The sequence below is a fragment of the uncultured Bradyrhizobium sp. genome (assembly GCF_936943645.1).
Classification (GTDB): domain Bacteria; phylum Pseudomonadota; class Alphaproteobacteria; order Rhizobiales; family Xanthobacteraceae; genus Bradyrhizobium.
Genome location: NZ_CAKZJO010000085.1, coordinates 114,318 through 135,300, shown reverse-complemented (window position 1 = coordinate 135,300; position 20,983 = coordinate 114,318). Strand labels below are relative to the sequence as shown.

Sequence of the window (20,983 nt, the reverse complement as noted above, 5' to 3'; positions counted from 1 at the left end):
GCGCCCCATCGTCATCGCGGCCGGACGCTCGCAATGTCTAACAACGACTAACGAGCCAAACGCCCCGCCGGGATGCAGATTGACGGCCAAGCAATCCGCAAAACCTGCTTGGGTTGCGAAGCTCCTCGCGGCCCGGGAGTTGCCCATGGAACGCCTGCTCTCCGTCAATGTCGGCCTGCCGCGCGACATCGCCTGGCAAGGCAAGACCGTGCACACCGGCATCTGGAAGACGCCCGTCCAAGGGCCGCGCCGAGTCCGCCGGCTCAACATCGATGGCGACGGCCAGGGTGATCTCGCAGGCCACGGCGGCGAGCAACGCGCCGTCTACGTCTATCAGCAGGAATCCTATCAGTACTGGCAGGACGCACTGCGCCGACCGCGTTTCGCTTATGGACAGTTCGGCGAGAATTTCACCGTCGAGGGCCTTGCCGACGCGCATGTGTGTATCGGCGACCGCTACAGGATCGGCTCGGCCCTGTTCGAGGTGACGCAGCCTCGCGTCACCTGCTACCGGCTCGGCATTCGCATGGAGCAGGCGGACATGGCCGCGCTGCTGGTCAAGCACGGCCGGCCCGGGTTCTATTTTCGGGTGATCGAGGAAGGCGACGTCGAGGCTGGCGACGAGATCATCCAGGTCGCGCGCGGCCCTGAAGGCATGAGCGTGCGCGAGATCAATGCCCTGCTCTACCTGCCGCCTCATCCGCGCGACCGCCTGGAACGCGCATTGAAGATTCCGGCGCTGAGCGGCGGCTGGCAGCGTTCCTTCGCAGCGCTGCTCGCGGCGGACGACAAGCCGGCCACGGGCAATGCCGGGCTCGGCCCGGGCGAGAGCCCTGCGCCGGCCTGGCGGGGCTTCCGTCCGTTCCGCGTCGCGCGCAAGATCTCCGAAAGCGACAACGTGACATCGCTGATCCTCGAAGCCGCGGACGGAGGCCCGGTCGCCGCCGCCCTTCCCGGCCAATTCGTCATCGTGCGGCTCGGACCGTCGATGATGACGCGCAGCTATTCGCTGTCGGACCGCACGGATGCCACGTCCTATCGCATCAGCATTAAGCGCGAGGCGAACGGCGCGGCCAGCGGCTATGTCGCCGACCAGCTCCGGACGGGCGACGTCGTGCAGCTCGGCGCGCCGCGCGGCAGCTTTACGCTCCGTCAGGACGCCCGGCCCGTCGTCCTGCTCAGCGCCGGCATCGGCGTGACGCCGGTGCTCGCGATGCTGCACGCGCTCGCCTCGGAGGCGACACCGCGGGATGTCTGGTGGCTGCACGGCACCCGCAGCAGCCGCGAACACCCCTTCGCCGCCGAGGCGCGCGGGCTGCTCGCCAGGCTTGCCCACCATCACAGCCATGTCTGCTTCAGCGCGCCCGATCCCGCCGACCGGCCGGGTGCCGATTTCGACAGCGTCGGACATCTCGATTCGCGCCTGCTGCAAACGCTCGGCGTGCCCCGCGACGGTGACTTCTATCTGTGCGGACCAGCCGCCTTCATGAGTGACCTCACGACCGGCCTCGCTGCACTCGGGATCGCACCCGGTCGCATCCATACCGAACTGTTCGGCAGCAAGCCCTCGCTGACGCCGGGCATCGCCACGGCCCCGCACGTGCAGGTCCATCTCCCGGCCGGAGCAGCCGGCACGGGTCCGATGGTGTCGTTCGCGCGGAGCGGTCTCAACGTGCGCTGGAGCCCGGCCTATGCCAGCCTGCTCGAGCTCGCCGAGGCGTGCGACGTTCCGGTGCGTTGGTCGTGCCGGACGGGGGTGTGCCACAATTGCGAGAGCGGGCTGGTGGCCGGAGACGTCGACTACGGGCCCGATCCGCTCGACCCGCCTGCGGAGGGCAATGTCCTGATCTGCTGCGCGCGACCGCAAGGCGATGTCGTCATCGATCTGTGAAAGCGCCGGCCAATTCGCGCCAGAGGGAGAGTTCGATGCGACCTGACATGATGCCGGGAGTGACCTTCCCGGATTACGAACTCAGCGACCACACCGGAAAGCACCGCAAGCTCTCCGAGCTGCAGGGCGGCGATCCCATGATCGTCGTGCTCGGCCGCGGCGGATTCTGTCCAAAGGATCGCCGTCAGACCGAGGGGCTGGTCCAGCTTCATCGGGAGATGGAGGTGGGCTATTGCCGGCTGGTCACGATCACCACCGACAACATCACCGAGACCAATGAATATCGCAGCGGCGCGGGCGCGCACTGGCCGTTCCTCTCCGACACGCGGCGGATGATCCAGAAGGACCTCGACATCGCCGAGTACACCGACCCCGTCCATCATCCAATGATCCCGCACGTCGTCGTGCTGGAGCCGCGTCTCGTCGTTCACAAGATCTACAACGGCTACTGGTTCTTCGGGCGACCCACCCTCGAGGAGCTTCGCCAGGATCTGCGCACCGTCAGCATGAAGTGCCGCCCCGACTGGGACATCACCGCGCCCGGATTCAGGACGCTCTGGGATCAGGGCCGCAAGGAGCATTTCTTTCCCTATGGCAAGACTTACACCGACACTCTCGGTGCGCAGGATTAGAGAGCGCGGCGCCGAACTCCTCGGGAACACTGGTCGGGCGGATTTGTTGGTGACCGCAAGGACACATCCCCGACAGGAACTCCCATGTGCCGCTGGATCGCATACCGGGGCGAGACGACGTCTTTCGAGCCCTATGTCACCGAGCCCGAGCATTCGCTGATCGCGCAGAGCATCCGCTCGCTGCAATCGACGGCGGGCTCGAACGGCGACGGCTTTGGTCTCGGCTGGTACGGCGAGCATCCGGAGCCCGGCCTGTACCGCGAGACTCGCCCGGCCTGGTCGGACGAAAATCTTCGCTATCTCTGCCGGCATCTGCGCTCGCATCTGTTCTTCGCGCATGTGCGCGCCGCCACCGGCACGGCGGTGACGCGGCAGAATTGCCACCCCTTTGCCTGCGGCCACTGGATGTTCATGCACAACGGATTTGTGGGCAGCTGGAATCGGTTGCGGCGCAAGGTCGAGGCGCTGATTCCGGATGCCTATTATCCGTCGCGCCTCGGCACCACCGACTCGGAAGCCGTGTTCCTGGCGATGATGGGCGCCGGCCTCGACCGGGATCCCCTCGGCGCGACGCAGCGCGTGCTGCAGGCCCTGGTCGGCCTCGTCAATGAAGGGAGCTTGCGCGAACGGCTGCGCTTCACCAGCGCGATCGCCAACGGCAGGGATCTCTACGCCTTCCGTGTGGCGGTCAACGATGCCGCGAACACACTCTACTTCCGGGAGGACGGCGGCCAGGTCATCGTCGTGTCCGAGCCTTTCGACAAGGAATCGGACTGGACCGAAGTGCCGCCAAACCATGCGCTGATCGCGCGCGCGTCCGAAAGCGTGAAGATTGTTCCGCTCGACGCGACAATTTGCAGTAGCGCCGAGCGGGAACCCGCCCCCGCCAGAAGGATTAGTGCCCGCAGGTAATGCCTTTGCCGGGTGGCCAATGACATTTGCTTCGGACGTTTTGAAACTGCTTCGCCTCGATTCCTCTCAAGACAAGCAGCACCTCGTGATTCGCTCCGCCGGCGGAGGTGGCAAGGCGGCTGAATATTCCTTCGGCATCGAGGAGGAATACTTCCTGGCCGATCGGCGTACGTTCGATGTTGCGATCGAAACGCCCAACGCGCTGTTCGAATCGGCGAACTGGTCCACTGGCGGCCAGGCCATGCGCGAGATGCTGCAATCCCAGCTCGAGGTCGCCACCAACGTTCACGTCGACGTCAACGACGCCCGCGAGGAGCTTCGCTTCCTGCGCCGCGAGGTGGCGAACGTCGCCGCGCAATATGGTTTCGTGATCATGGCCTGCGGCACGCACCCGACGGCGGTCTGGCGGATGTCGCAGCCGAGCCCGAAGCCGCGCTATGAGGAGATGATCGAGGACCTGCGCAGCATCGGCCATCGCAACATGATGTGCGGAATGCACGTGCACGTCCAGTTGCCCGATCCCGAGAAGCGCATGGCGGTGATGCGGGCGATGCTGCCGCATCTGCCGCTGTTCATCGCGCTGTCGGCCTCCTCCCCGTTCTGGAACTCGCACAAGACGGGGCTGAAGGGCTACCGGCTCGCCGCCTATTCCGAGCTGCCGCGCACCGGCCTGCCCGAACTGTTCGAGAGCCGGCAGGATTTCGACGAATATATCGGCGCGTTGCAGCGCTCGGGCGTCATTCCCGACGAGAGCCACATCTGGTGGGCGATGCGGCCTTCGATGCGGCACCCGACGCTGGAGCTCCGCGCGCCCGACACCTGCACCTTCGTCGACGATGCCGTCGCCATCGCCTCGCTGTATCGATGCCTGACGCGGCACCTCTATCTGCGTCCGCATTTGTCGAAAGAGGTGACGGTGGTCGAACGCGCGATTGCAGTCGAGAACAAATGGCGCGCCCAGCGCTACGGCACCGATTGCATCTTTGCCTCCAAGGACGGGCCGGTCACGATCTCGGAGATGCTGTCCCGAATCATCGGCGACATCGCCGAGGACGCGGACGCTCTCGGCTGCGCCGCCGAGATCGAGCATTGCCGCACCATCGTGGACCGCGGCAGCTCGGCCGAATTCCAGCTTCGCGCCTATCGCGAGAACGGCGACGACATCGCAGCCGTGTCACGATGGATCGCTACATCGACGATCTCAGGCACGAGCGCGCCCATGGGGCAAGGCGCGCCAGCGCCGTCATAGCGCCCGCGCAAGCTTCACGAACGAGAACGTCATCTCTGAATTTGCTACGTTGTGGGGGAATGCATGACTGACATCGCCTGGTGCGCCGGTTGCGGCCACAGCCTGGTCCCGATCCTGTCCGAAAAAGGCAGCGCGCGGCCGAACTGCTTCTGGTGCGAGGGCGTCGACGCACGGGCCATGGAGATGGCAAAGTGGGCGGACAGCCCGGCCGGCAAGCCGGATCGGGCCGCGCCTCACGCCTTTGATTGAGCTCGCCTTCTTGAGCCCGCTTGGCGTCAAACCCGCGCCACGACGCGCGGACGGAATACGGACTCGACGGTCGGCACAGGCGCCGCGGCCGGCTTTCGCGTCGGCCGCCGCCGCGGGATGAAGAAGCTGTTCACGATGATCGGTTCGTGATCGCCGAGCGCGATCCGCTCCTTCGCGAGCAGGCCCATGACCGAACGCATCTTCATGACTTCCTGCGCCACGAAGCTGCAGTCCTCATCGCGATTGACCTGCTCATGCATGATCGCCTCGGCTTCGCGCATGCTGACGCGGAGCGCTCTGATGGTTCTGCGGATTTCGCTGATACGGTTGTCCATGGCTGCCTCCATCTCGGTCGCAGCATAAGAACAAAACATGAACAATCTGTCAATCACTGCCTGCCTGGTCACGACATTATCTCCGGGCGCAAGGGCGGCATCGCGCCGATCCCCGCCAGCGCCGCTGCACGCGCACCGGCGAGGCTTGCCGACAAATTAGACAGGTTTCGCCGCTCCCGTGGAAGCAGGCCTTCGCGCGCGGCGCCTGACGATCAGAGCGAGCCGTCGATCTAACGTCCCGTGCAACCTCCGGATTTTTCCTGCGCGGGCACGCTCGCGTCGCGGTGCCGAGCCCGCTTGCTGCTTCGCAAACCAACTGGCCCAAAATTCGCAATGACGTCGTCAGCGAAGCAACGGCGCAGAGCGGAGAACGTCATGAACGTGCATGCTGCGGGCAATCTCAAGACCACCGGCCTCACCCATCCGAACGGCACGCCGCTCCGCCTCAACATGCAGGACTTCGTCGCCATCGATCGCGACAAGAACGCGAAGTTCGAGGCGACGTATCGGCCGCAGGCGCTCTACAACCGCGCCAATGAAGGCTTTCACGCCAACAACGAAACCTTCCTGCTGCACGAAGTCGCGACCAACCTGCCGATCTACCGGCCCGACACCGGCCCCACCGACTTCCATCTCCATCTGCCGCCCGGCGGCTTTCAGCTCGTGCTGGTCACCTCGGGCGCCTTCACCTTCGACTATGACGGGCGCTTCTACAATGTCGGCCCCGGCGCGGTGATGCTGCAAAGCGCGATCGTGCACCGCCAGCTGTTCTACACCTGGTCGGGCCTGTCGACCGAAGAGAATTTGAAGACGCCGCAGACCGTGGTGCCCGACCCGATCTCGATGGGCTATTCCGGCAAATTCCTCGAAGCCTTCATCACCGATCCCACCACCTTCCCGAACCCGACCATCGTCGGTCCCGACCAGATCAACGAAGCCGAAACGCCGCGCGTGGCCTGGAGCCATCCGCTGCACGATCGCCCGGCTGACGCGGGCTTCTGGCTGCAGGATCCCCTCGCGCTGGATGCGCTGTTCAGGCCGCTCACCGATGGCTCCATCAAATCGGCCATGCCGGTCCACATACGCGATATCGGCATCGAGGTGCCGAGCGGTCATCTCGTCACCGGCCACATCATCGCAACCGATCCGCGCGGCCAGTCGCTGCTGCCGAAGAGCACGTCGGTCGCCGCGGACGCCGCCTCGTTCGCCAAGGGCGAGGTCGTGATCTACCGCGTCATCCGCGGCACGGCCGAGTTCAAGAAGAAGTCCGGCGAGACCTTCGAGCTTTCGGCCGGCGATGTGGTGACGGCGGGGAAGGACTCGATCAGCCTCGTCGCGGTCGGCGAGAACACCCAGGTCCTCCGCCTCGGCCTGCTCAAGGGCATGAACGAGCTGCGCAGCTGGACGCCGACGCAGCGCGACGAGATCGACGGCCTCGCCGGCCAGATCATCACGCAGAGGGATGTGCGCCCGCTGCGCACGGAGGGCAAGCCGGTCGGATATCTGTACGGCTGAGCGCTAGCCCCAACCACCGATATCGGGTGGGCAAAGCGAAGCGTGCCCACGCATCCGTCGCGATCGAGAGAGAGATCGTGGGCACGGCGCAAGTGCGCCTTTGCCCACCCTACGATTCCGCGCTTGCGGAGACAAATCCCGTTTCGCTCACAAGACCAATTCGATCGAGAGCCGCTTGTCGCAGCCCTACTCCGCCGCCTGGCGCACGTGGCGCGCGGTCGGCGTGCGCATGGTGACGAGTTCCTCGGCCGCGGTCGGATGCAGCGCGATCGTGGCGTCGAAATCGGCCTTGGTCGCCTTCATCTTCACCGCGATCGCGACGGCCTGCGTGATCTCGGCCGCGGCGTCGCCGACGATGTGGCAGCCGAGCACGCGATCGGTCGAACCGTCCACAACGAGCTTCATCAGCACGCGTGTGTCGCGGCCCGACATCGTCGCCTTGATCGGGCGGAACGAGGTCTTGTAGATGTCGACGTGGCTGAATTGCGCGCGCGCCTCGGTCTCCGTCAGGCCGACGGTGCCGACCTCGGGCTGCGAGAACACCGCGGTCGGGATGTTGGCATGATCGACCTGCACCGTACGCTTGCCGAACACGGTGTCGGCGAAGGCGTGCCCCTCACGGATCGCGACCGGTGTCAGGTTGAAGCGATGGGTGACGTCGCCGATCGCGTAGATGCTGTCGACCGAACTCTTCGAGAAATGATCGACGGCGATGCCGCCATTCCTGGGATTGATGGCGACGCCGGCATTCTCGAGGCCGAGATTGGCCACGGCCGGATGGCGGCCGATCGCGAACATCACCTGGTCCGAGGCGATGCTCGATCCGTTCGACAGATGCGTGGTGAACTCCTCGCCGTGGCGATCGACCTTCGCCACCGTGCAGCCGGTGAGGATGGTGATGCCCTGCTTCTCCATCTCGGCGCGAACATGGGTCCGGACATCCTCGTCGAAACCGCGAAGGATGTTGTCGCCGCGATAGATCACGGTGACATCGGAGCCGAAGCCGGCGAAGATGCCGGCGAATTCCAGCGCGATGTAGCCGCCGCCCTGGATCACGATCCGCTTCGGCAGCTTCTTGAGATGAAACGCTTCGTTGGACGAGATCACGTGCTCGATGCCGGGGATCGCAGCGCCATGGTTGGGCGCGCCGCCGGTGGCGATCAGGATGTATTTCGCGGTAATCTTCTTGTCGTCCGAGAGCAGGCGGACGGTGTGCTTGTCCGCGATCACCGCGCGGCTCTTGACGATCTGCGCGCCGGACTTCTCGACATTCGTCGTGTAGGCCGCCTCCAGCCGCGCGATCTCCTTGTCCTTGTTGGCGATCAGCGTCGGCCAGTCGAAGCTGGCGGGCGGAACGGTCCAGCCGAAGCCGGCGGCGTCCTCGAGCTCGTGGCGGAAATGCGAGCCGATGACGAACAGCTTCTTCGGCACGCAGCCGCGGATCACGCAGGTGCCGCCCATGCGGTACTCTTCCGCGATCATCACGCGGGCGCCGTAGCCGGCCGCGATGCGGGCGGCACGCACGCCGCCCGAGCCGCCACCGATCACGAAGAGGTCGACGTCGAATTCAGCCATTGTCCACTCCGACCTCTTTCAGCGCATGATCCGGAGAAGTGTGCAGCGGTTCTCCGACAAGATCATGCGCAAATGACAGCCTAAAGCGCGATAACGCGCTTTAGGGATTTCTGACTAGATAGGTATCGTCAGATTTCCTTGCCACGCTTGCGCATCTCGGCGCGGAAGGCTCCCATCACGGTCTCGGAGAAGTTCTGGGCCCAGGAGTTCATGAAGGCCATGGACAGGCCGATGGCGCGCGGCTCGGCGTCGATCAGCTTCTTGCCCAGCGGCGACTTGTAGAAGGTGACGAGGTCCTTCAGCTCCTGCTCGGTGAACTCGCTGGCATAGATCTGCGCCATGCCGTCGCCGATCTCGTTCTGGCGGCCGTTGAGCTGCTGGGCGACGATCCCTGCCACCTCGTTGAGGTCCTTCTGGTAGTTCAGGTTCTGCTGGATCAGCGCGATCTTGGTCTTCTCGACGAGGCCGGGCACGGCGCCCTGGTACATCGCGGTGGCGTTCTTGATCTGCAGGATCTCCTTGGCCGCAGCAACCGCCGCGGGCGTCGCTTTCGGCTGCGCGGGTGCAGCTGCCTTGGGCGCGGCCTGCTGCGCGGCGGCCGGGAGGACCGAGATGGCCAGTCCCACAGCGAGGGTCGCAGCCGGCAAGAACTTCAATACGGTCTTCATTCCTAGTCTCCTTTCGGCTTGCGCCGTTCAATCACGCGAATTCCCTCAGCCCCCGCCAGAACAGCCGAGCTGGCCAAGCCGATGAACAGCCCGTGCTCGACCACGCCCGGAATGGCGCTCAACGCCTTGGCGAGGCTGGCCGGATCCTCGATCCGTCCGAGCTGGGCATCGATGATCCAGTGGCCGCCGTCGGTGACGAAAACGTGGCCGTCCTTGCCCTTGCGGACCGCCATTTGCCCGGAAACGCTGCATTCGGCAAATGCCTTTTCGATCGCCCGGCGCGTGGCGCCGAGGCCGAACGGGATGACCTCGACCGGCAGCGGAAACTTGCCGAGCGTCGGCACCCATTTGGTGTCGTCGGCAATCACGATCATGCGATCCGAGGCAGCCGCCACGATCTTCTCGCGCAGCAACGCGCCGCCGCCGCCCTTGATCAGATTGAGCGCGGGATCGATCTCGTCGGCGCCGTCGATGGTGATGTCGAGATGGTCGACCTCATCGAGCGTGGTCAGCTTCACGCCGCAGCGCTCCGCGTCCGCGCGGGTCTGCTCGGAGGTCGGCACGCCGATGACCTTCAATCCGGCGGCGACGCGCTCGCCGAGCAGCTCGACGAAATGCTTGGCGGTCGAGCCGGTGCCGAGCCCGAGCTGCATGCCGTCCCGCACCTCTTCGAGCGCGCGCGCCGCAGCCTGCCGCTTCAACTGGTCCATATTCACGTTTGCGCCCGCCTCTGGAGTCTCGAACCTGCCGGCCGATCCCGGTCCGCTTTTCGGCGGCCTATGTAGCCTCGTTTTCCTCGCGGGAACAGGCCTATAAGATGAACTTATGGGCCCGCCCCTTGCGTGGACACGACCGGGCCGGTAGCGCTTGGATCATGACCTCCGCTCACACCATCGTCTTCGATCTCGACGGCACGCTTGTGGATACGGCGCCCGACCTGATCACCGCGCTGAACTATGTGCTCGACCGCGAAGGGCTGCCGCCCGTGCCGATGGCCTCGGCCCGCAACATGATCGGCGCCGGCGCCCGCAAGCTGATCGAGCGCGGGCTGGAAGCGGAGGGCCGCAGCGTCACCCCCGCCGACATGGACCGGATGACCGCGGATTTCATCGCCTATTATGCCGATCATATCGCGGTCGAATCCCGCCCTTTCGAGGGGCTCGAGGCCGCGCTCGACCATTTTTCGGAACAGGGCCATCGGCTCGCGGTCTGCACCAACAAGCTGGAATGGCTGTCCAAGCGCCTCCTCGACCAGCTCGACCTCAGCCGCCGCTTCGCGGCGATCTGCGGCGCGGACACGTTTGGGGTCCAGAAGCCCGATCCGACCATCTTCAGAGAAACCGTGGCGCGGGCGGGCGGAGCGGTCAAAGCCAGCATCATGGTCGGCGATGCTGGAACCGACGTCGGGGTGGCCCGCCGCGCCGGCGTCCCGGTGATCGGGGTCAGTTTCGGCTATACGGACGTGCCGATTGCCGAGCTGAAGCCGGACCGGCTGATCCATCACATGCGCGACCTCCCGGCCGCAGCCTCCAGCCTGATGTCGGCGTAGCGACGTCAAGCCACTGAAATTGCGCTATTATTCTACTGCACCCCAGCGTTAACCACTCGCTGACCATGCGCTGCGCGCCGGTTGCCTGCCTCCAACGACGCTCCTAAGGTCCGCACGGGGTTATGTGGCGGTTCGTCGCAGTTTGAGTGGGTGGGTCATGCGTCGTGTCATCGCGGTTGCGTTAGCGGGAACGGGTCTGTTGGGAGCGGCAGGCCTTGGCGGCTGTTCTTCGATGTCCTGGGACATGTTCAAATCCGCCCCGCCGCCACTCCAGGTCCGGCTCGAATCCAATCCTCCCGGCGCGGACGCCACCACCTCGGTAGGCCCGGGCTGCAAGACCCCCTGCTCCGTCTCGGTTCCCGCCCCCGATGCTCCCTTCACGGTCACCTTCGCGCTGCCCAAATATCAACCGGCGAGCGTCCCGGTGAACGTGATCAGGACTCCCGGGGATTTCACCACGCCGGCTTCGGTGACATCAGACCCGAATCCGGTGTTTGCGGAACTCCAGCCGGCCACCCCGCCGAAACCGGTTCGCAAGCCGCACCGGCCCCGGAAGCCCAAACCGGCCGCATCCGCGCCTGTCGCAGCCCCGGTTGAGACCGCGCCGGCCGCAGCCTCGCCGTTCCCCGACCCGAATGCAGGCCGGCGCTGATCTACGTATACCACCCGATTGTCCTCGCCGCGTCCGATGCTTAGATTGCCTCCCAAGCACCGCTGAAGCCCAAGGTGCGCCCGTCGCCGTAAGTGACAAGGCCTTTTCCATGAACGGATCCACCGCGCTGTCGACCCCGATGACCGATCCGTTCGGTCGGACCATCAGCTATCTGCGCGTCTCCGTCACCGACCGCTGCGACCTGCGCTGCTTCTACTGCATGTCGGAAGACATGACGTTCCTGCCCAAGGCGAATCTGTTGACGCTGGAGGAACTCGACCGGCTCTGCTCGGCCTTCATCGCCAAGGGCGTCAGGAAGCTGCGTCTGACCGGCGGCGAGCCGCTGGTCCGGCGCAACGTGATGACGCTGGTGCGCTCGCTGTCGCGCCATCTGTCGAGCGGCGCCCTGAACGAGCTGACGCTGACCACCAACGGGACCCAGCTGGCGAAGCACGCCGTCGAGCTCGCCGATTGCGGTGTCCGCCGCATCAACGTCTCGCTCGACACGCTCGATCCCCAGAAGTTTCGCGAGATCACCCGCTGGGGCGAGATCGACAAGGTGGTGGAAGGCATCGAGGCCGCGCGCGCCGCAGGACTTGCCGTGAAGATCAACGCGGTGGCGCTGAAGAACCTCAACGAGGACGAGCTTCCCGACCTGATGCGCTGGGCCCACGGCAAGGGCATGGATCTGACCCTGATCGAGGTCATGCCGATGGGCGAGATCGGGTCGGGACGGATCGACCAGTATCTGCCGCTGTCGCTGGTGCGCGCGCGCCTCGCCCAGCAATTCACGCTGACGGATCTGGCCGAGAGCACCGGCGGGCCGGCTCGCTATGTCAGCGTTGCCGAAACCGGGGGCAAGCTCGGCTTCATCACGCCGATGACGCACAATTTCTGTGAATCCTGCAACCGGGTTCGCATCACCTGCACGGGCACGCTGCACACCTGCCTCGGCCACGAGGATGCCTCGGACCTGCGCAAACCTCTGCGTGCATCTGATGACGATACGCTGCTTGCGGATGCGATCGACCGCGCCATCGGCCTCAAACCCAAAGGCCACGATTTCATCATCGACCGCCGCCACGATCGCCCCAGCGTCTCCAGGCATATGAGCGTCACCGGCGGCTAAGACCGTTGGACTACGGCCTTATTCCCCTGAACTATCAACAAACTTCCGATTGACTGGCGGCACGGCCGCTGGTTTGGTGCGGCAGCCTCATGCCTGCGCGGCGAGACAAGCCACGCGCCAGTTCGGCGCAGTCAAGACGGCCGGGGCACACAATCGGGGGAGGACCTAGCGTTGCAAGCGCTCTTGAAGCTGAGCCGAGGAATTGACGCGTTCACGCGCTGGACGGGCAAACGCCTGGCGTGGCTGATCGTGGCCGCCGTCATCATCTCGGCGGTCAACGCGATCGTCCGCAAGGTCTTCGACACCTCCTCCAATTCGTGGCTCGAGCTGCAATGGGTGCTGTTCAGCATCGTGTTCCTGCTTTGCTCGCCCTGGACGCTGCTCGACAACGAGCACATCCGCATCGACATCGTGAACAACACGCTGCCGAAGCCGGTCCGCAACATGATCGACGTGATCGGTCACCTGTTCTTCCTGATTCCGCTGTGCATCGTCATGATCATCACCGGCGTGCCGTTCTTCGAGCGCTCCTTCCAGATCAACGAGCAGTCAGGAAATGCCGGCGGCCTGCCGCAATGGCCCGCCAAATCCCTGATCATGATCGGGTTCGCTTTCCTGCTCGTTCAGGGCATCTCCGAGCTGATCAAGCGGATTGCCGTCATGCGCGGAATGATACCGGACCCGCATGAATCCCAGGTCTCGGCGCTCGAGGCTGAAGTCGAGCATCTCGTCGAAGCGATCGAGAAAAAGTAGCCGTTGGCGACGGTTTAGGGGGAATCATGACCGCATTCATCATCGCCAATCTGGCGCCCATCATGTTCGCGTCGCTGGTCGTCATGCTCTTGCTTGGCTACCCAGCGGCCTTCTCGCTCGGCGCCGTCGGCCTGTTCTACGCCGTCGTCGGCATCGAGCTCGGCGAATTCCGTCCGGACTTCCTCCAGGCGCTCCCGGAGCGGGTCTACGGCGTGATGAACAACGACACGCTGCTCGCCATTCCCTTCTTCACCTTCATGGGACTGGTGCTGGAGCGGTCGGGCATGGCCGAGGACCTGCTCGACACCATCGGCCAGCTGTTCGGCACCATTCGCGGCGGCCTTGCCTATGCCGTGATCTTCGTCGGCGCCCTGCTCGCCGCGACGACGGGCGTGGTCGCGGCATCCGTGATCTCGATGGGTCTGATCTCGCTCCCGATCATGCTGCGCTACGGCTATGACCGCCGGGTGGCAGCCGGCGTCATCGCCGCGTCCGGCACGCTCGCGCAGATCATCCCGCCCTCGCTCGTCCTGATCGTGATGGCCGACCAGCTCGGCAAGTCGGTCGGCGACATGTACGAGGGCGCTTTCATTCCGGGCCTCGTGCTCGCCGGCCTCTACGCCCTCTACGCCTTCCTCGTCAGCATGTTCTTCCCGAAGGCGGCGCCGGGCCTGCCGAAGGAGGCCATCGGCTTCCGCGAAGACAATGGCAACCGCGGCCTCTCCTCGCTCGGCATGCTGTTCCTGGCGAGCTGCGTGTTCGGCTGGTTCATGATGCGCAATTCGGACACGCATGGCGCCGACTACGTCGTGCTCAGCATGTTCTATGGCATCGTCTTCGCCTTCGCCGTCGCCGTGGTGAACTGGCTCATCCACAAGTTCACTGGTTTCCGCTTCCTGTCGAAGATGGCGCAGCAGACCACCTTCGTCATGGTGCCGCCGCTGTTCCTGATCTTCCTGGTGCTCGGCACGATCTTCATCGGCATCGCGACCCCGACCGAAGGCGGCGCGATGGGCGCCGCCGGCGCCCTTATCCTCGGTGCCGCGAAGCGTCGGCTGAGCTGGGACCTGATCCGGCAGGCCACGGAATCGACGGCCAAGCTGTCGGCCTTCGTCGTCTTCATCCTGGTCGGCGCCCGCGTGTTCTCGCTGACCTTCTACGGCGTCAACGGCCACGTCTGGGTCGAGCACCTGCTCACCTCCCTGCCCGGCGGCCAGGTCGGCTTCCTGATCTTCGTCAACGCGTTCGTATTCGTGCTGGCCTTCTTCCTCGACTTCTTCGAGCTGGCCTTCATCGTGATCCCGCTGCTCGGACCTGCGGCCGAGCACCTCGGCATCGACCTGATCTGGTTCGGCGTCATTCTCGGCGTCAACATGCAGACCTCGTTCATGCATCCGCCGTTCGGCTTCGCCCTGTTCTATCTCCGGTCGGTCGCGCCGAAGGAACGCTACACCGATCGCCTCACCGGCAAGCGGATGGAGCCCGTCACCACGGGGCAGATCTATTGGGGGGCGGTGCCCTTCGTCATCATCCAGATCATCATGGTCGGTCTGGTGATCGCGTTCCCGTCGATGGTGATGCACTACAAGGGCGTGCAGTCGAACATCGATCCCAATACGATCAAGATCGAGGTGCCGCAGATCGAGCTGCCGCCGCTGGATCTCGGCCCGCCGTCGAAGTAGCCGGTGCCTTCCTTCTCCCCCTGTGGGAGAAGGTGGCGCGAAGCGCCGGATGAGGGGTTCTCTTCACGCGCTCAATTGATGAGAGTGAGCCTCGCTGAGAGGCCCTCACCCGTCTCGCCGCTATCGCGGCGAGACGGCCTCTCCCACAAGGGGAGAGTGGAAAGAAGCGGCTCCGTCGACGAGCCGAAATCGCAGCGTGAACTCAGCGCCGCCGCCGGGGAGGTTTTCCACCGCAATCGTCGCGGCATGGTCGTCCGCCACGGCGCGCACGATCGAAAGCCCCAAGCCGGCGCCGTCGCTGCGCTGACGGTCGGCGCGCCAGAAGCGCTGGAAGATCAGCTCGCGCTCGGCCTCCGCAATGCCCGGGCCGCAATCGCGCACCCGCACCGAGCCGTCCTCGCGCACCTCGACGTCGACCGACGTATCTGGCGCGGTGAACTTGATGGCGTTTTCCGCGAGATTGAAGATCGCACGTTGCAGCATCTCAGCATTGCCGTGGATCTTGACCGGCGCGTCGGCGCCCTTCAACGCGATGTCCTTGTGCTTGGCGATGGCGAACGGCGCGATCGAGGCGACCACCTCGGCGCAGACGGCACGCAGATCCGCGCTCTCGCCGGGGTCGAGCACGAGGGTGTCGAGCTCGGCGATCTCCAGGAGCTGGGCGACGATGCGGCTCATGGCTTCAATGTCGGCATGCAGCGCCTGCCGTGCCGCGCGATCGTCAAGCGTCTCGATTCGCGTACGCAGGATCGCGAGTGGCGTGCGCAGCTGGTGCGCGGCATCCGCCGTGAACTGCCGCTGCACCCGAAAGCCGCCTTCAAGACGGTCGAGCGCCTGGTTGACGGCGGTGACCAGCGGCAGGATCTCGCGCGGGATCTGCTCCGTCGGCAGACGGATGTCGGTGCGCGCGGGGCCGATGTTGCTGGCCTTCTCGGAGGCCCTCCATAGCGGTGCGATCGCCCGACGAAAGATGATGATGTCGGTGGCGAGCAGAACCAGGAGGATCGGGATCGTGATCCATCCCACACGCCGGAAGAAGTTCGAGACGATGTCGTCGATGATGACGTCACGGTGCGCAAGGTCCTCGGCGACCTGGATGCGCAGCGTCTTGCCGTCGATGTTGCGCGTAACCGCGGCGCCGGAAATGCTCTCCGACGGGCGCGGCACAGCGGCCGCGGAACGCCGGTGCGAGGAGAACAGCAGGCGGCCGTCGGCATCGCGAATGTCGTACTGATAGCGGCCATACGCGTCCGAATAGAGGCCCTTGAGGCTGTCGGGCAGATTGAACGTCAATTGGCCGTCCGGCTGCACGACGACGCGCTCCGCCAGCACTTCGGCCTGGGCACGCATGGCATCGCGATGCAGCTGGTTGATCTCCGAATTGAGCAGCCAGAACAGCACCAGCGGCAGGAAGATCGCGACCACCGCGACCGCCAGGATGTGCAGGAACACGATGCGCCAGATCAGCGATTTGAAGGTCGGCGACCTGCCATAGGACCCGGCATGGGATCCGGCGTCAGCTCCGACCTTGGCCACGCTATTTCTCCACGTCCATGAGATAGCCCACACCGCGGATGGTGTGGATCACGACCTTGGCGCCGTGTTCGGCGAGCTGCTTGCGCAGCCGCGAGACATAGACTTCGACCGCGTTGGAGGCGACCTCGCCGTCCAGTCCGAAGATGTGGTCCTCGACGTTCTTCTTCGGCACCACCCGCCCCTGCCGGCGCAGCAGGATCTCGAGCACCGAGGTCTCACGCGCGGAAATGATCCGCGGCTGGTCGTCGACGAAGATCTGGCGGCTCTCGGTGTCGTAGACGAGGTTGGCGAGACTGAGCGAGCGGCCGAGCAGCTGGCCGGGCCGGCGCAGGATGGCCTCCAGCCGCGCTACCAGCTCCTCCATCGCGAACGGCTTGGCGAGATAGTCGTCGGCGCCGCTGCGCAGGCCGCTGACGCGATCCTGCAGGCCGCCGCGTGCCGTCAGCACCAGCACGGGGAGCGGCTCCATCTTGAGGCGCAGCTCGCGCAGCACCGACAGTCCGTCGCCGTCGGGCAGTCCGAGGTCGAGGATCATCGCAGCATAGCTGACGCTGCTGACCGCCTCGCGTGCCTCGGCCGCGCTGCCCACGATGTCGCTCTGATATCCGGCCGCCGCCAGCCCGGCCGCGACGAGCCGCGACAGCTCGGCATTGTCCTCGACGATCAGAAGGCGCATTGCGGTCCTGCGGGATAGCCAGATCAGCGCACGGCTCGCGCCGCATTCGCGTTGTCTTCCATCATTCGACCGGTTTCAGCCAGCAAAAAGGCAGGTCTTGCCTGCTTTTTCAGATCTTGTCAGATTCGTGTAAGCTTTGCGCGCCGGCTTGTTGATCGGAACACCGCCGCTCGATCAGGAACGAGCTGCCGGCTCCGGCGGCAAACATGCACGCCACCGCGAGGATACTCATGGGCAGCGAGACCAGGCCGCGCTCGTAAGCGTTGATGGCGGCGGATCCAAATGCCAGCCAACATCCCGTCGTGATGAAGCTCGCTACGGCTTGCAGGACCGCGCACCGCGTGACCGGCTCATCATTCAAGAACTTCAGCAGCAGTGGCCCGGCCGTCAAGGCAAGCGTGAAGGCCCACGCCAGGATCAGCGTCGGGATGTGAAACAGATCGATCAGACCCGGGAACAAGGCAAACACCCTTAAATGTCCCGGGTTTGACGTCCGCCGCCGGAATGAGGTTCAAGGGCGATTGCGCCGCAGCAGAGGGGACTTCCTCAGCTCCGTCCCTCGAAATAGGTGCACAGCTGGCTCGTCTCCTTCGGTGCGATCGATTTCCGAAAGAGCCGGCACTTGAAATGACGGTCCTTGCCCTCCCCTTTCTCGACCAGGAACACACATTGATTGCAAACGTCGGTGTGATGACGGCGCTCGGCAACATCGAGCCCGACGAGGACGCGGCGAAGCGTATCGCGCAGCCGGGATCGATCGGAGCCTTCGAGTGCCACGACCTGGTCCCGCAGGGCATTGATCGGATCTTGCTTGAGGAACTTCTCGCCTTCAGCCGTGAGACATAGCGTGATCGAGCGCTTGTCGTCCGCAGACGGCTTACGGACCACCAATCCCTTGTCCAGGAGCGCGGCGGTAATCTGCGATGCGCCGCCCCGGGTGGTCCCCAGAAAGCCGGCGAGAGCCGTCGGGGTCCGCGAAAGTCTGTTCGCGAGAGCCAGAAAGCGCAAGGCCATCCATTCGCGATCGCTCAGGCCCGACCGCGTGCCTTCGAAGAGCCAAGTACCGGCCGATTGCACGAGGAGTTGTACGATTTCAGTTGCCATGCTCATTGATAGATACCGACCGGAAACGGCTCTTCGACATCTCGATCGAGGATCAAGATGTCGGCGCATTCGATGAAATGCCGAATTTGGTCGGGACTGGTTGAGTCCGGTATATGGTACCGTGAAGTCCGGATGGCGCAGAAATGCGCCGAAGGCCGTGACTCCAGCCCGATTGCAGGCTCCCGATAGCCCGCCCCTTCCGCGAAAGGAACACCGCAAAACTACGCATCGTGTTCGCGGCAAGGTTACGAGCGCTCAACTTCGGGCGCCGCGGGCGACGAATCCTATTTCGGATTATTCGACGATCGCACCCGGCCGCTGTTTTGCCCGACGCGTCAAAGCGTTCCGAGTTCGCCCGAGCTGACGCACCGCTGATTTTGTCACGACCTGTCAACCCGTTGGCTACTGTGCATGGGGTTGTTTTTCGAATTTTTGGGTTGGACCTCCCCGGGTCGCACAAAGCGAACGCCCCGGAGCCTTCGCTCCGGGGCGCTGCACCGATCGGTGATGCGCTCAGCTCTGCGAGCGCCGCGCCATGAAGATGTCGTAACCGACCTCGGCGACCTGGAACCAGGCGTAGCCGTCGCTCGTGAACTTGGTGAGAGAGTCGTGCACCTTCTTGAAGTTGGGGTTGCTCGCAGCGACTTCGGCGTGCAACTCCTTGGCCGCCTTGTGGCAGGCGTCCATGATCGACGGCGAGAACGGATGCAGCTTGGTGCCGCCCGCCAGCAGCTTCTTCAGCGCCAGCGGATTGGCGGTGTCGTAGCGCGCCATCATGTAGTTGTTGGCGTAGTGCCCGGCCTGCTCCAGCACGCTCTGGTAATATTTCGGCAGCGCGTTCCACTTGTCGAGGTTGACGAAGGCCAGCAGCATCGGCCCGCCTTCCCACCAGCCGGGATAGTAATAATGCGGCGCGATCTTGTAGAAGCCGAGCTTCTCGTCGTCATAGGGGCCGACCCATTCGGCGGCGTCGATGGTGCCCTTCTCCAGCGCCGGGTAGATGTCGCCGCCGGCGAGCTGCTGCGGCACCACGCCGAGCTTCTGGAGCACGCGGCCGGCGAAGCCGCCGATGCGGAATTTCATGCCCTTGAGATCGTCGGGCGTGTTGACCTCTTTCCTGAACCAGCCGCCCATCTGGCAGCCGGTGTTGCCCGCGAGCAGCGAAGTGACGTTGTAGCTCTTGTAGAACTCGTTGAGCACTTCGCGCCCGCCGCCCTGCATGTACCAGGCCTGGTTGATGCGCATGTTGGGACCGAACGGCACGGCCGAGCCGAAGGTGAAGGTCGGATCCTTGCCGAAATAATAGTAGGAGGCGGTGTGGCCGATTTCGCAGGTGCCGTTCTGCACGGCGTCGAGCACCTGAAGGCCCGGCACGATCTCGCCTGCCGCGAAGATCTGGATCTGGAATTTGTTGTCGGTCGCTTCCGCAACCATCTTGCACATCACCTCGGCGCCGCCAAACAGCGTGTCGAGCGATTTCGGCCAGCTCGTCGGCATGCGCCATTTGATTTCCGGCATCGACTGCGCGATTGCGGGAGCCGCGAGCGTGACGGCGCCGGCCGCGCCAAGTCCTGTGACCTTGATGAAGTCTCTTCTCTTCATGATTTCCTGCCCTGATGTGTCAGTGATTGTGAGCCTTCTTGCCGAGGCTTGGAACCAGCATGACGCAAGCCGTGGCCCAATGCCATCCCGATCGCACTGCGGCAAAGAAAAAGCCCGGCCTCCAGGGAGGCCGGGCTTCCGGTCTTGCGACTTTAGGATAAGGCGATCAGCCGCGCGTGCGCGAGCGGATCATGAAGCTGTCGTAGGTATATTCGGCAACCTGCCACCACAGATATTCATCGGAGCGATAGGCCTGCATCGCATCGATCGACTTCTTGAAGTCGGGGTTCTTGGCCGAGATCTCGCCCCAGAGTTCGTTGGTCGCCTTGAGGCAGGCTTCCAGCACCTCGTTGGTGAAGGGACGAAGCTGGGTGCCGCCGGCGACCAGGCGCTTCAGTGCCGCCGGATTCTGCATGTCGTAGCGCGCGGCCATCCAGGTGTTGGCATTGGTCATCGCGTTGGCGAGAATCGCCTGGTAGTTCTTCGGCAGCGAATTCCACTTCTCCAGGTTGGCGAAGGCGTGCACGGTCGGACCGCCTTCCCAGAAGCCCGGATAATAGTAGTACTTGGCGACCTTGGCGAAGCCGAGCTTCTCGTCGTCGTAGGGGCCGACCCACTCGGCGGCGTCGATGGTGCCCTTTTCAAGCGCTGGATAGATGTCGCCGCCGGCGAGCTGCTGCGGCACCACGCCGACCTTCTGAAGCACCTGACCGGCAATGCCGCCGATGCGCATCTTGAGGCCGGAGAGGTCGGCGACGGTCTTGATCTCCTTGCGGAACCAGCCGCCCATCTGGGTGCCGGTGTTGCCGCAGGGGAAGCCGATCACGTTCGACTTCTTGAAGAACTCGTTGGCGAGCTCGTTGCCGCCGCCCTGGAACAGCCACGAATTCTGCTGACGGGCATTGAGGCCGAACGGCACCGAGGCGTAGATCGCGAAGGTCGGGTCCTTGCCGACATAGTAGTACGAGACGGTGTGACACATCTCGACGGTGCCGTTGGAGGTCGCATCGAGCGCCTGCAGGGCCGGAACGATCTCGCCGCCGGCGAACACCTGGATCTGGAATTTGTTGTCGGTCATCTCGGCGACGTACTTCGCCACCTGCTCGGCGCCGCCATAGATGGTGTCCAGCGACTTCGGGAAGCTCGAAGTCAGGCGCCACTTGATCTCGGGCGAGGACTGCGCGATCGCCGGCGAGGCCACCGCGGTCGCCGCCGCGCCTGCTGCCGACACTTTCAGAAAATCACGACGCTTCATCTTCAGGTCTCTCCTTGCT

At 64.5% G+C, this 20,983-nt stretch carries 21 protein-coding genes; 11 read left to right on the top strand and 10 right to left on the bottom strand.

Going from position 1 to position 20,983, the window contains the following annotated elements; all coding sequences use genetic code 11:
- The first annotated feature begins 145 nt into the window (after nucleotides 1-145).
- From Q0743_RS25310 to Q0743_RS25290, 5 genes are all read left to right on the top strand, one after another.
- Nucleotides 146-1,891 carry an MOSC and FAD-binding oxidoreductase domain-containing protein gene (locus Q0743_RS25310; protein ID WP_298244207.1) on the top strand — a complete coding sequence of 582 codons (1,746 nt, stop codon included), beginning with the start codon at nucleotides 146-148 and terminating at the stop codon, nucleotides 1,889-1,891.
- A 35-nt stretch (nucleotides 1,892-1,926) separates the two neighbouring features.
- Nucleotides 1,927-2,523: a redoxin domain-containing protein gene (locus Q0743_RS25305; RefSeq protein WP_298244206.1), complete on the top strand. Its 597-nt coding sequence runs from the start codon at nucleotides 1,927-1,929 to the stop codon at nucleotides 2,521-2,523.
- A gap of 84 nt (nucleotides 2,524-2,607) precedes the next feature.
- Complete coding sequence (locus Q0743_RS25300) at nucleotides 2,608-3,435, top strand: class II glutamine amidotransferase (RefSeq protein WP_298244205.1); 828 nt, start codon at nucleotides 2,608-2,610, stop codon at nucleotides 3,433-3,435.
- 19 nt (nucleotides 3,436-3,454) lie between these two features.
- Nucleotides 3,455-4,684, top strand: a complete 1,230-nt coding sequence (locus tag Q0743_RS25295; RefSeq protein WP_298244204.1) for a carboxylate-amine ligase — start codon at nucleotides 3,455-3,457, stop codon at nucleotides 4,682-4,684.
- Nucleotides 4,685-4,747: 63 nt separating this feature from the next.
- Nucleotides 4,748-4,933: a hypothetical protein gene (locus Q0743_RS25290; RefSeq protein WP_298244203.1), complete on the top strand. Its 186-nt coding sequence runs from the start codon at nucleotides 4,748-4,750 to the stop codon at nucleotides 4,931-4,933.
- 26 nt (nucleotides 4,934-4,959) lie between these two features.
- On the opposite strand, the gene Q0743_RS25285 is transcribed toward Q0743_RS25290, so the two are convergent.
- Entirely contained in the window at nucleotides 4,960-5,268 is a 309-nt protein-coding gene (locus Q0743_RS25285; RefSeq protein WP_298244202.1) for a hypothetical protein, read from the bottom strand.
- A 375-nt stretch (nucleotides 5,269-5,643) separates the two neighbouring features.
- Here Q0743_RS25285 and Q0743_RS25280 point away from each other — a divergent pair, with 375 nt between their 5' ends.
- On the top strand, nucleotides 5,644-6,783 hold the full coding sequence (locus Q0743_RS25280; RefSeq protein WP_298244201.1) for a hypothetical protein: 1,140 nt from the start codon (nucleotides 5,644-5,646) through the stop codon (nucleotides 6,781-6,783).
- 186 nt (nucleotides 6,784-6,969) lie between these two features.
- On the opposite strand, the gene gor is transcribed toward Q0743_RS25280, so the two are convergent.
- From gor to rpiA, 3 genes are all read right to left on the bottom strand, one after another.
- Nucleotides 6,970-8,358, bottom strand: a complete 1,389-nt coding sequence (gene gor / locus Q0743_RS25275; protein ID WP_298244200.1) for a glutathione-disulfide reductase — start codon at nucleotides 8,356-8,358, stop codon at nucleotides 6,970-6,972.
- A 128-nt stretch (nucleotides 8,359-8,486) separates the two neighbouring features.
- On the bottom strand, nucleotides 8,487-9,026 hold the full coding sequence (locus Q0743_RS25270) for a DUF2059 domain-containing protein (RefSeq protein ID WP_298244199.1): 540 nt from the start codon (nucleotides 9,024-9,026) through the stop codon (nucleotides 8,487-8,489).
- Between the two features lie 2 nt (nucleotides 9,027-9,028).
- Nucleotides 9,029-9,742 (bottom strand): ribose-5-phosphate isomerase RpiA, encoded by a 714-nt coding sequence (gene rpiA, locus Q0743_RS25265; protein WP_298244198.1) that lies wholly within the window; start codon nucleotides 9,740-9,742, stop codon nucleotides 9,029-9,031.
- A gap of 158 nt (nucleotides 9,743-9,900) precedes the next feature.
- Here rpiA and Q0743_RS25260 point away from each other — a divergent pair, with 158 nt between their 5' ends.
- The 5 genes from Q0743_RS25260 (at nucleotide 9,901) to Q0743_RS25240 (ending at nucleotide 14,791) form a co-directional block, all read left to right on the top strand.
- A complete protein-coding gene (locus tag Q0743_RS25260; RefSeq protein ID WP_298244197.1) occupies nucleotides 9,901-10,575 on the top strand; it encodes an HAD-IA family hydrolase in 675 nt (224 codons plus the stop codon).
- 157 nt (nucleotides 10,576-10,732) lie between these two features.
- Nucleotides 10,733-11,227 (top strand): hypothetical protein, encoded by a 495-nt coding sequence (locus Q0743_RS25255; protein WP_298244196.1) that lies wholly within the window; start codon nucleotides 10,733-10,735, stop codon nucleotides 11,225-11,227.
- 109 nt (nucleotides 11,228-11,336) lie between these two features.
- A complete protein-coding gene (moaA, locus tag Q0743_RS25250) occupies nucleotides 11,337-12,356 on the top strand; it encodes a GTP 3',8-cyclase MoaA (RefSeq protein WP_298244195.1) in 1,020 nt (339 codons plus the stop codon).
- A 171-nt stretch (nucleotides 12,357-12,527) separates the two neighbouring features.
- The gene (locus Q0743_RS25245) at nucleotides 12,528-13,109 is read left to right on the top strand and encodes a TRAP transporter small permease subunit (protein WP_298244194.1); all 582 of its coding nucleotides are present in this window, start codon (nucleotides 12,528-12,530) and stop codon (nucleotides 13,107-13,109) included.
- Nucleotides 13,110-13,135: 26 nt separating this feature from the next.
- Nucleotides 13,136-14,791 (top strand): TRAP transporter large permease subunit, encoded by a 1,656-nt coding sequence (locus Q0743_RS25240; RefSeq protein WP_298244193.1) that lies wholly within the window; start codon nucleotides 13,136-13,138, stop codon nucleotides 14,789-14,791.
- A 120-nt stretch (nucleotides 14,792-14,911) separates the two neighbouring features.
- On the opposite strand, the gene Q0743_RS25235 is transcribed toward Q0743_RS25240, so the two are convergent.
- The 6 genes from Q0743_RS25235 to Q0743_RS25210 all read right to left on the bottom strand — a co-directional run bounded on the left by Q0743_RS25235 (nucleotide 14,912) and on the right by Q0743_RS25210 (nucleotide 20,964).
- A complete protein-coding gene (locus tag Q0743_RS25235; RefSeq protein WP_298244192.1) occupies nucleotides 14,912-16,327 on the bottom strand; it encodes an ATP-binding protein in 1,416 nt (471 codons plus the stop codon).
- A gap of 1 nt (nucleotide 16,328) precedes the next feature.
- A complete protein-coding gene (locus Q0743_RS25230) occupies nucleotides 16,329-17,003 on the bottom strand; it encodes a response regulator transcription factor (RefSeq protein WP_097659014.1) in 675 nt (224 codons plus the stop codon).
- Between the two features lie 109 nt (nucleotides 17,004-17,112).
- The gene (locus Q0743_RS25225) at nucleotides 17,113-17,472 is read right to left on the bottom strand and encodes a hypothetical protein (RefSeq protein ID WP_298244191.1); all 360 of its coding nucleotides are present in this window, start codon (nucleotides 17,470-17,472) and stop codon (nucleotides 17,113-17,115) included.
- Nucleotides 17,473-17,549: 77 nt separating this feature from the next.
- The gene (locus tag Q0743_RS25220) at nucleotides 17,550-18,113 is read right to left on the bottom strand and encodes a MarR family winged helix-turn-helix transcriptional regulator (RefSeq protein ID WP_298244190.1); all 564 of its coding nucleotides are present in this window, start codon (nucleotides 18,111-18,113) and stop codon (nucleotides 17,550-17,552) included.
- Between the two features lie 507 nt (nucleotides 18,114-18,620).
- Nucleotides 18,621-19,709 carry a TRAP transporter substrate-binding protein gene (locus Q0743_RS25215; RefSeq protein ID WP_298244189.1) on the bottom strand — a complete coding sequence of 363 codons (1,089 nt, stop codon included), beginning with the start codon at nucleotides 19,707-19,709 and terminating at the stop codon, nucleotides 18,621-18,623.
- Nucleotides 19,710-19,875: 166 nt separating this feature from the next.
- Nucleotides 19,876-20,964, bottom strand: a complete 1,089-nt coding sequence (locus Q0743_RS25210; RefSeq protein WP_298244188.1) for a TRAP transporter substrate-binding protein — start codon at nucleotides 20,962-20,964, stop codon at nucleotides 19,876-19,878.
- Nucleotides 20,965-20,983: the final 19 nt, after the last annotated feature.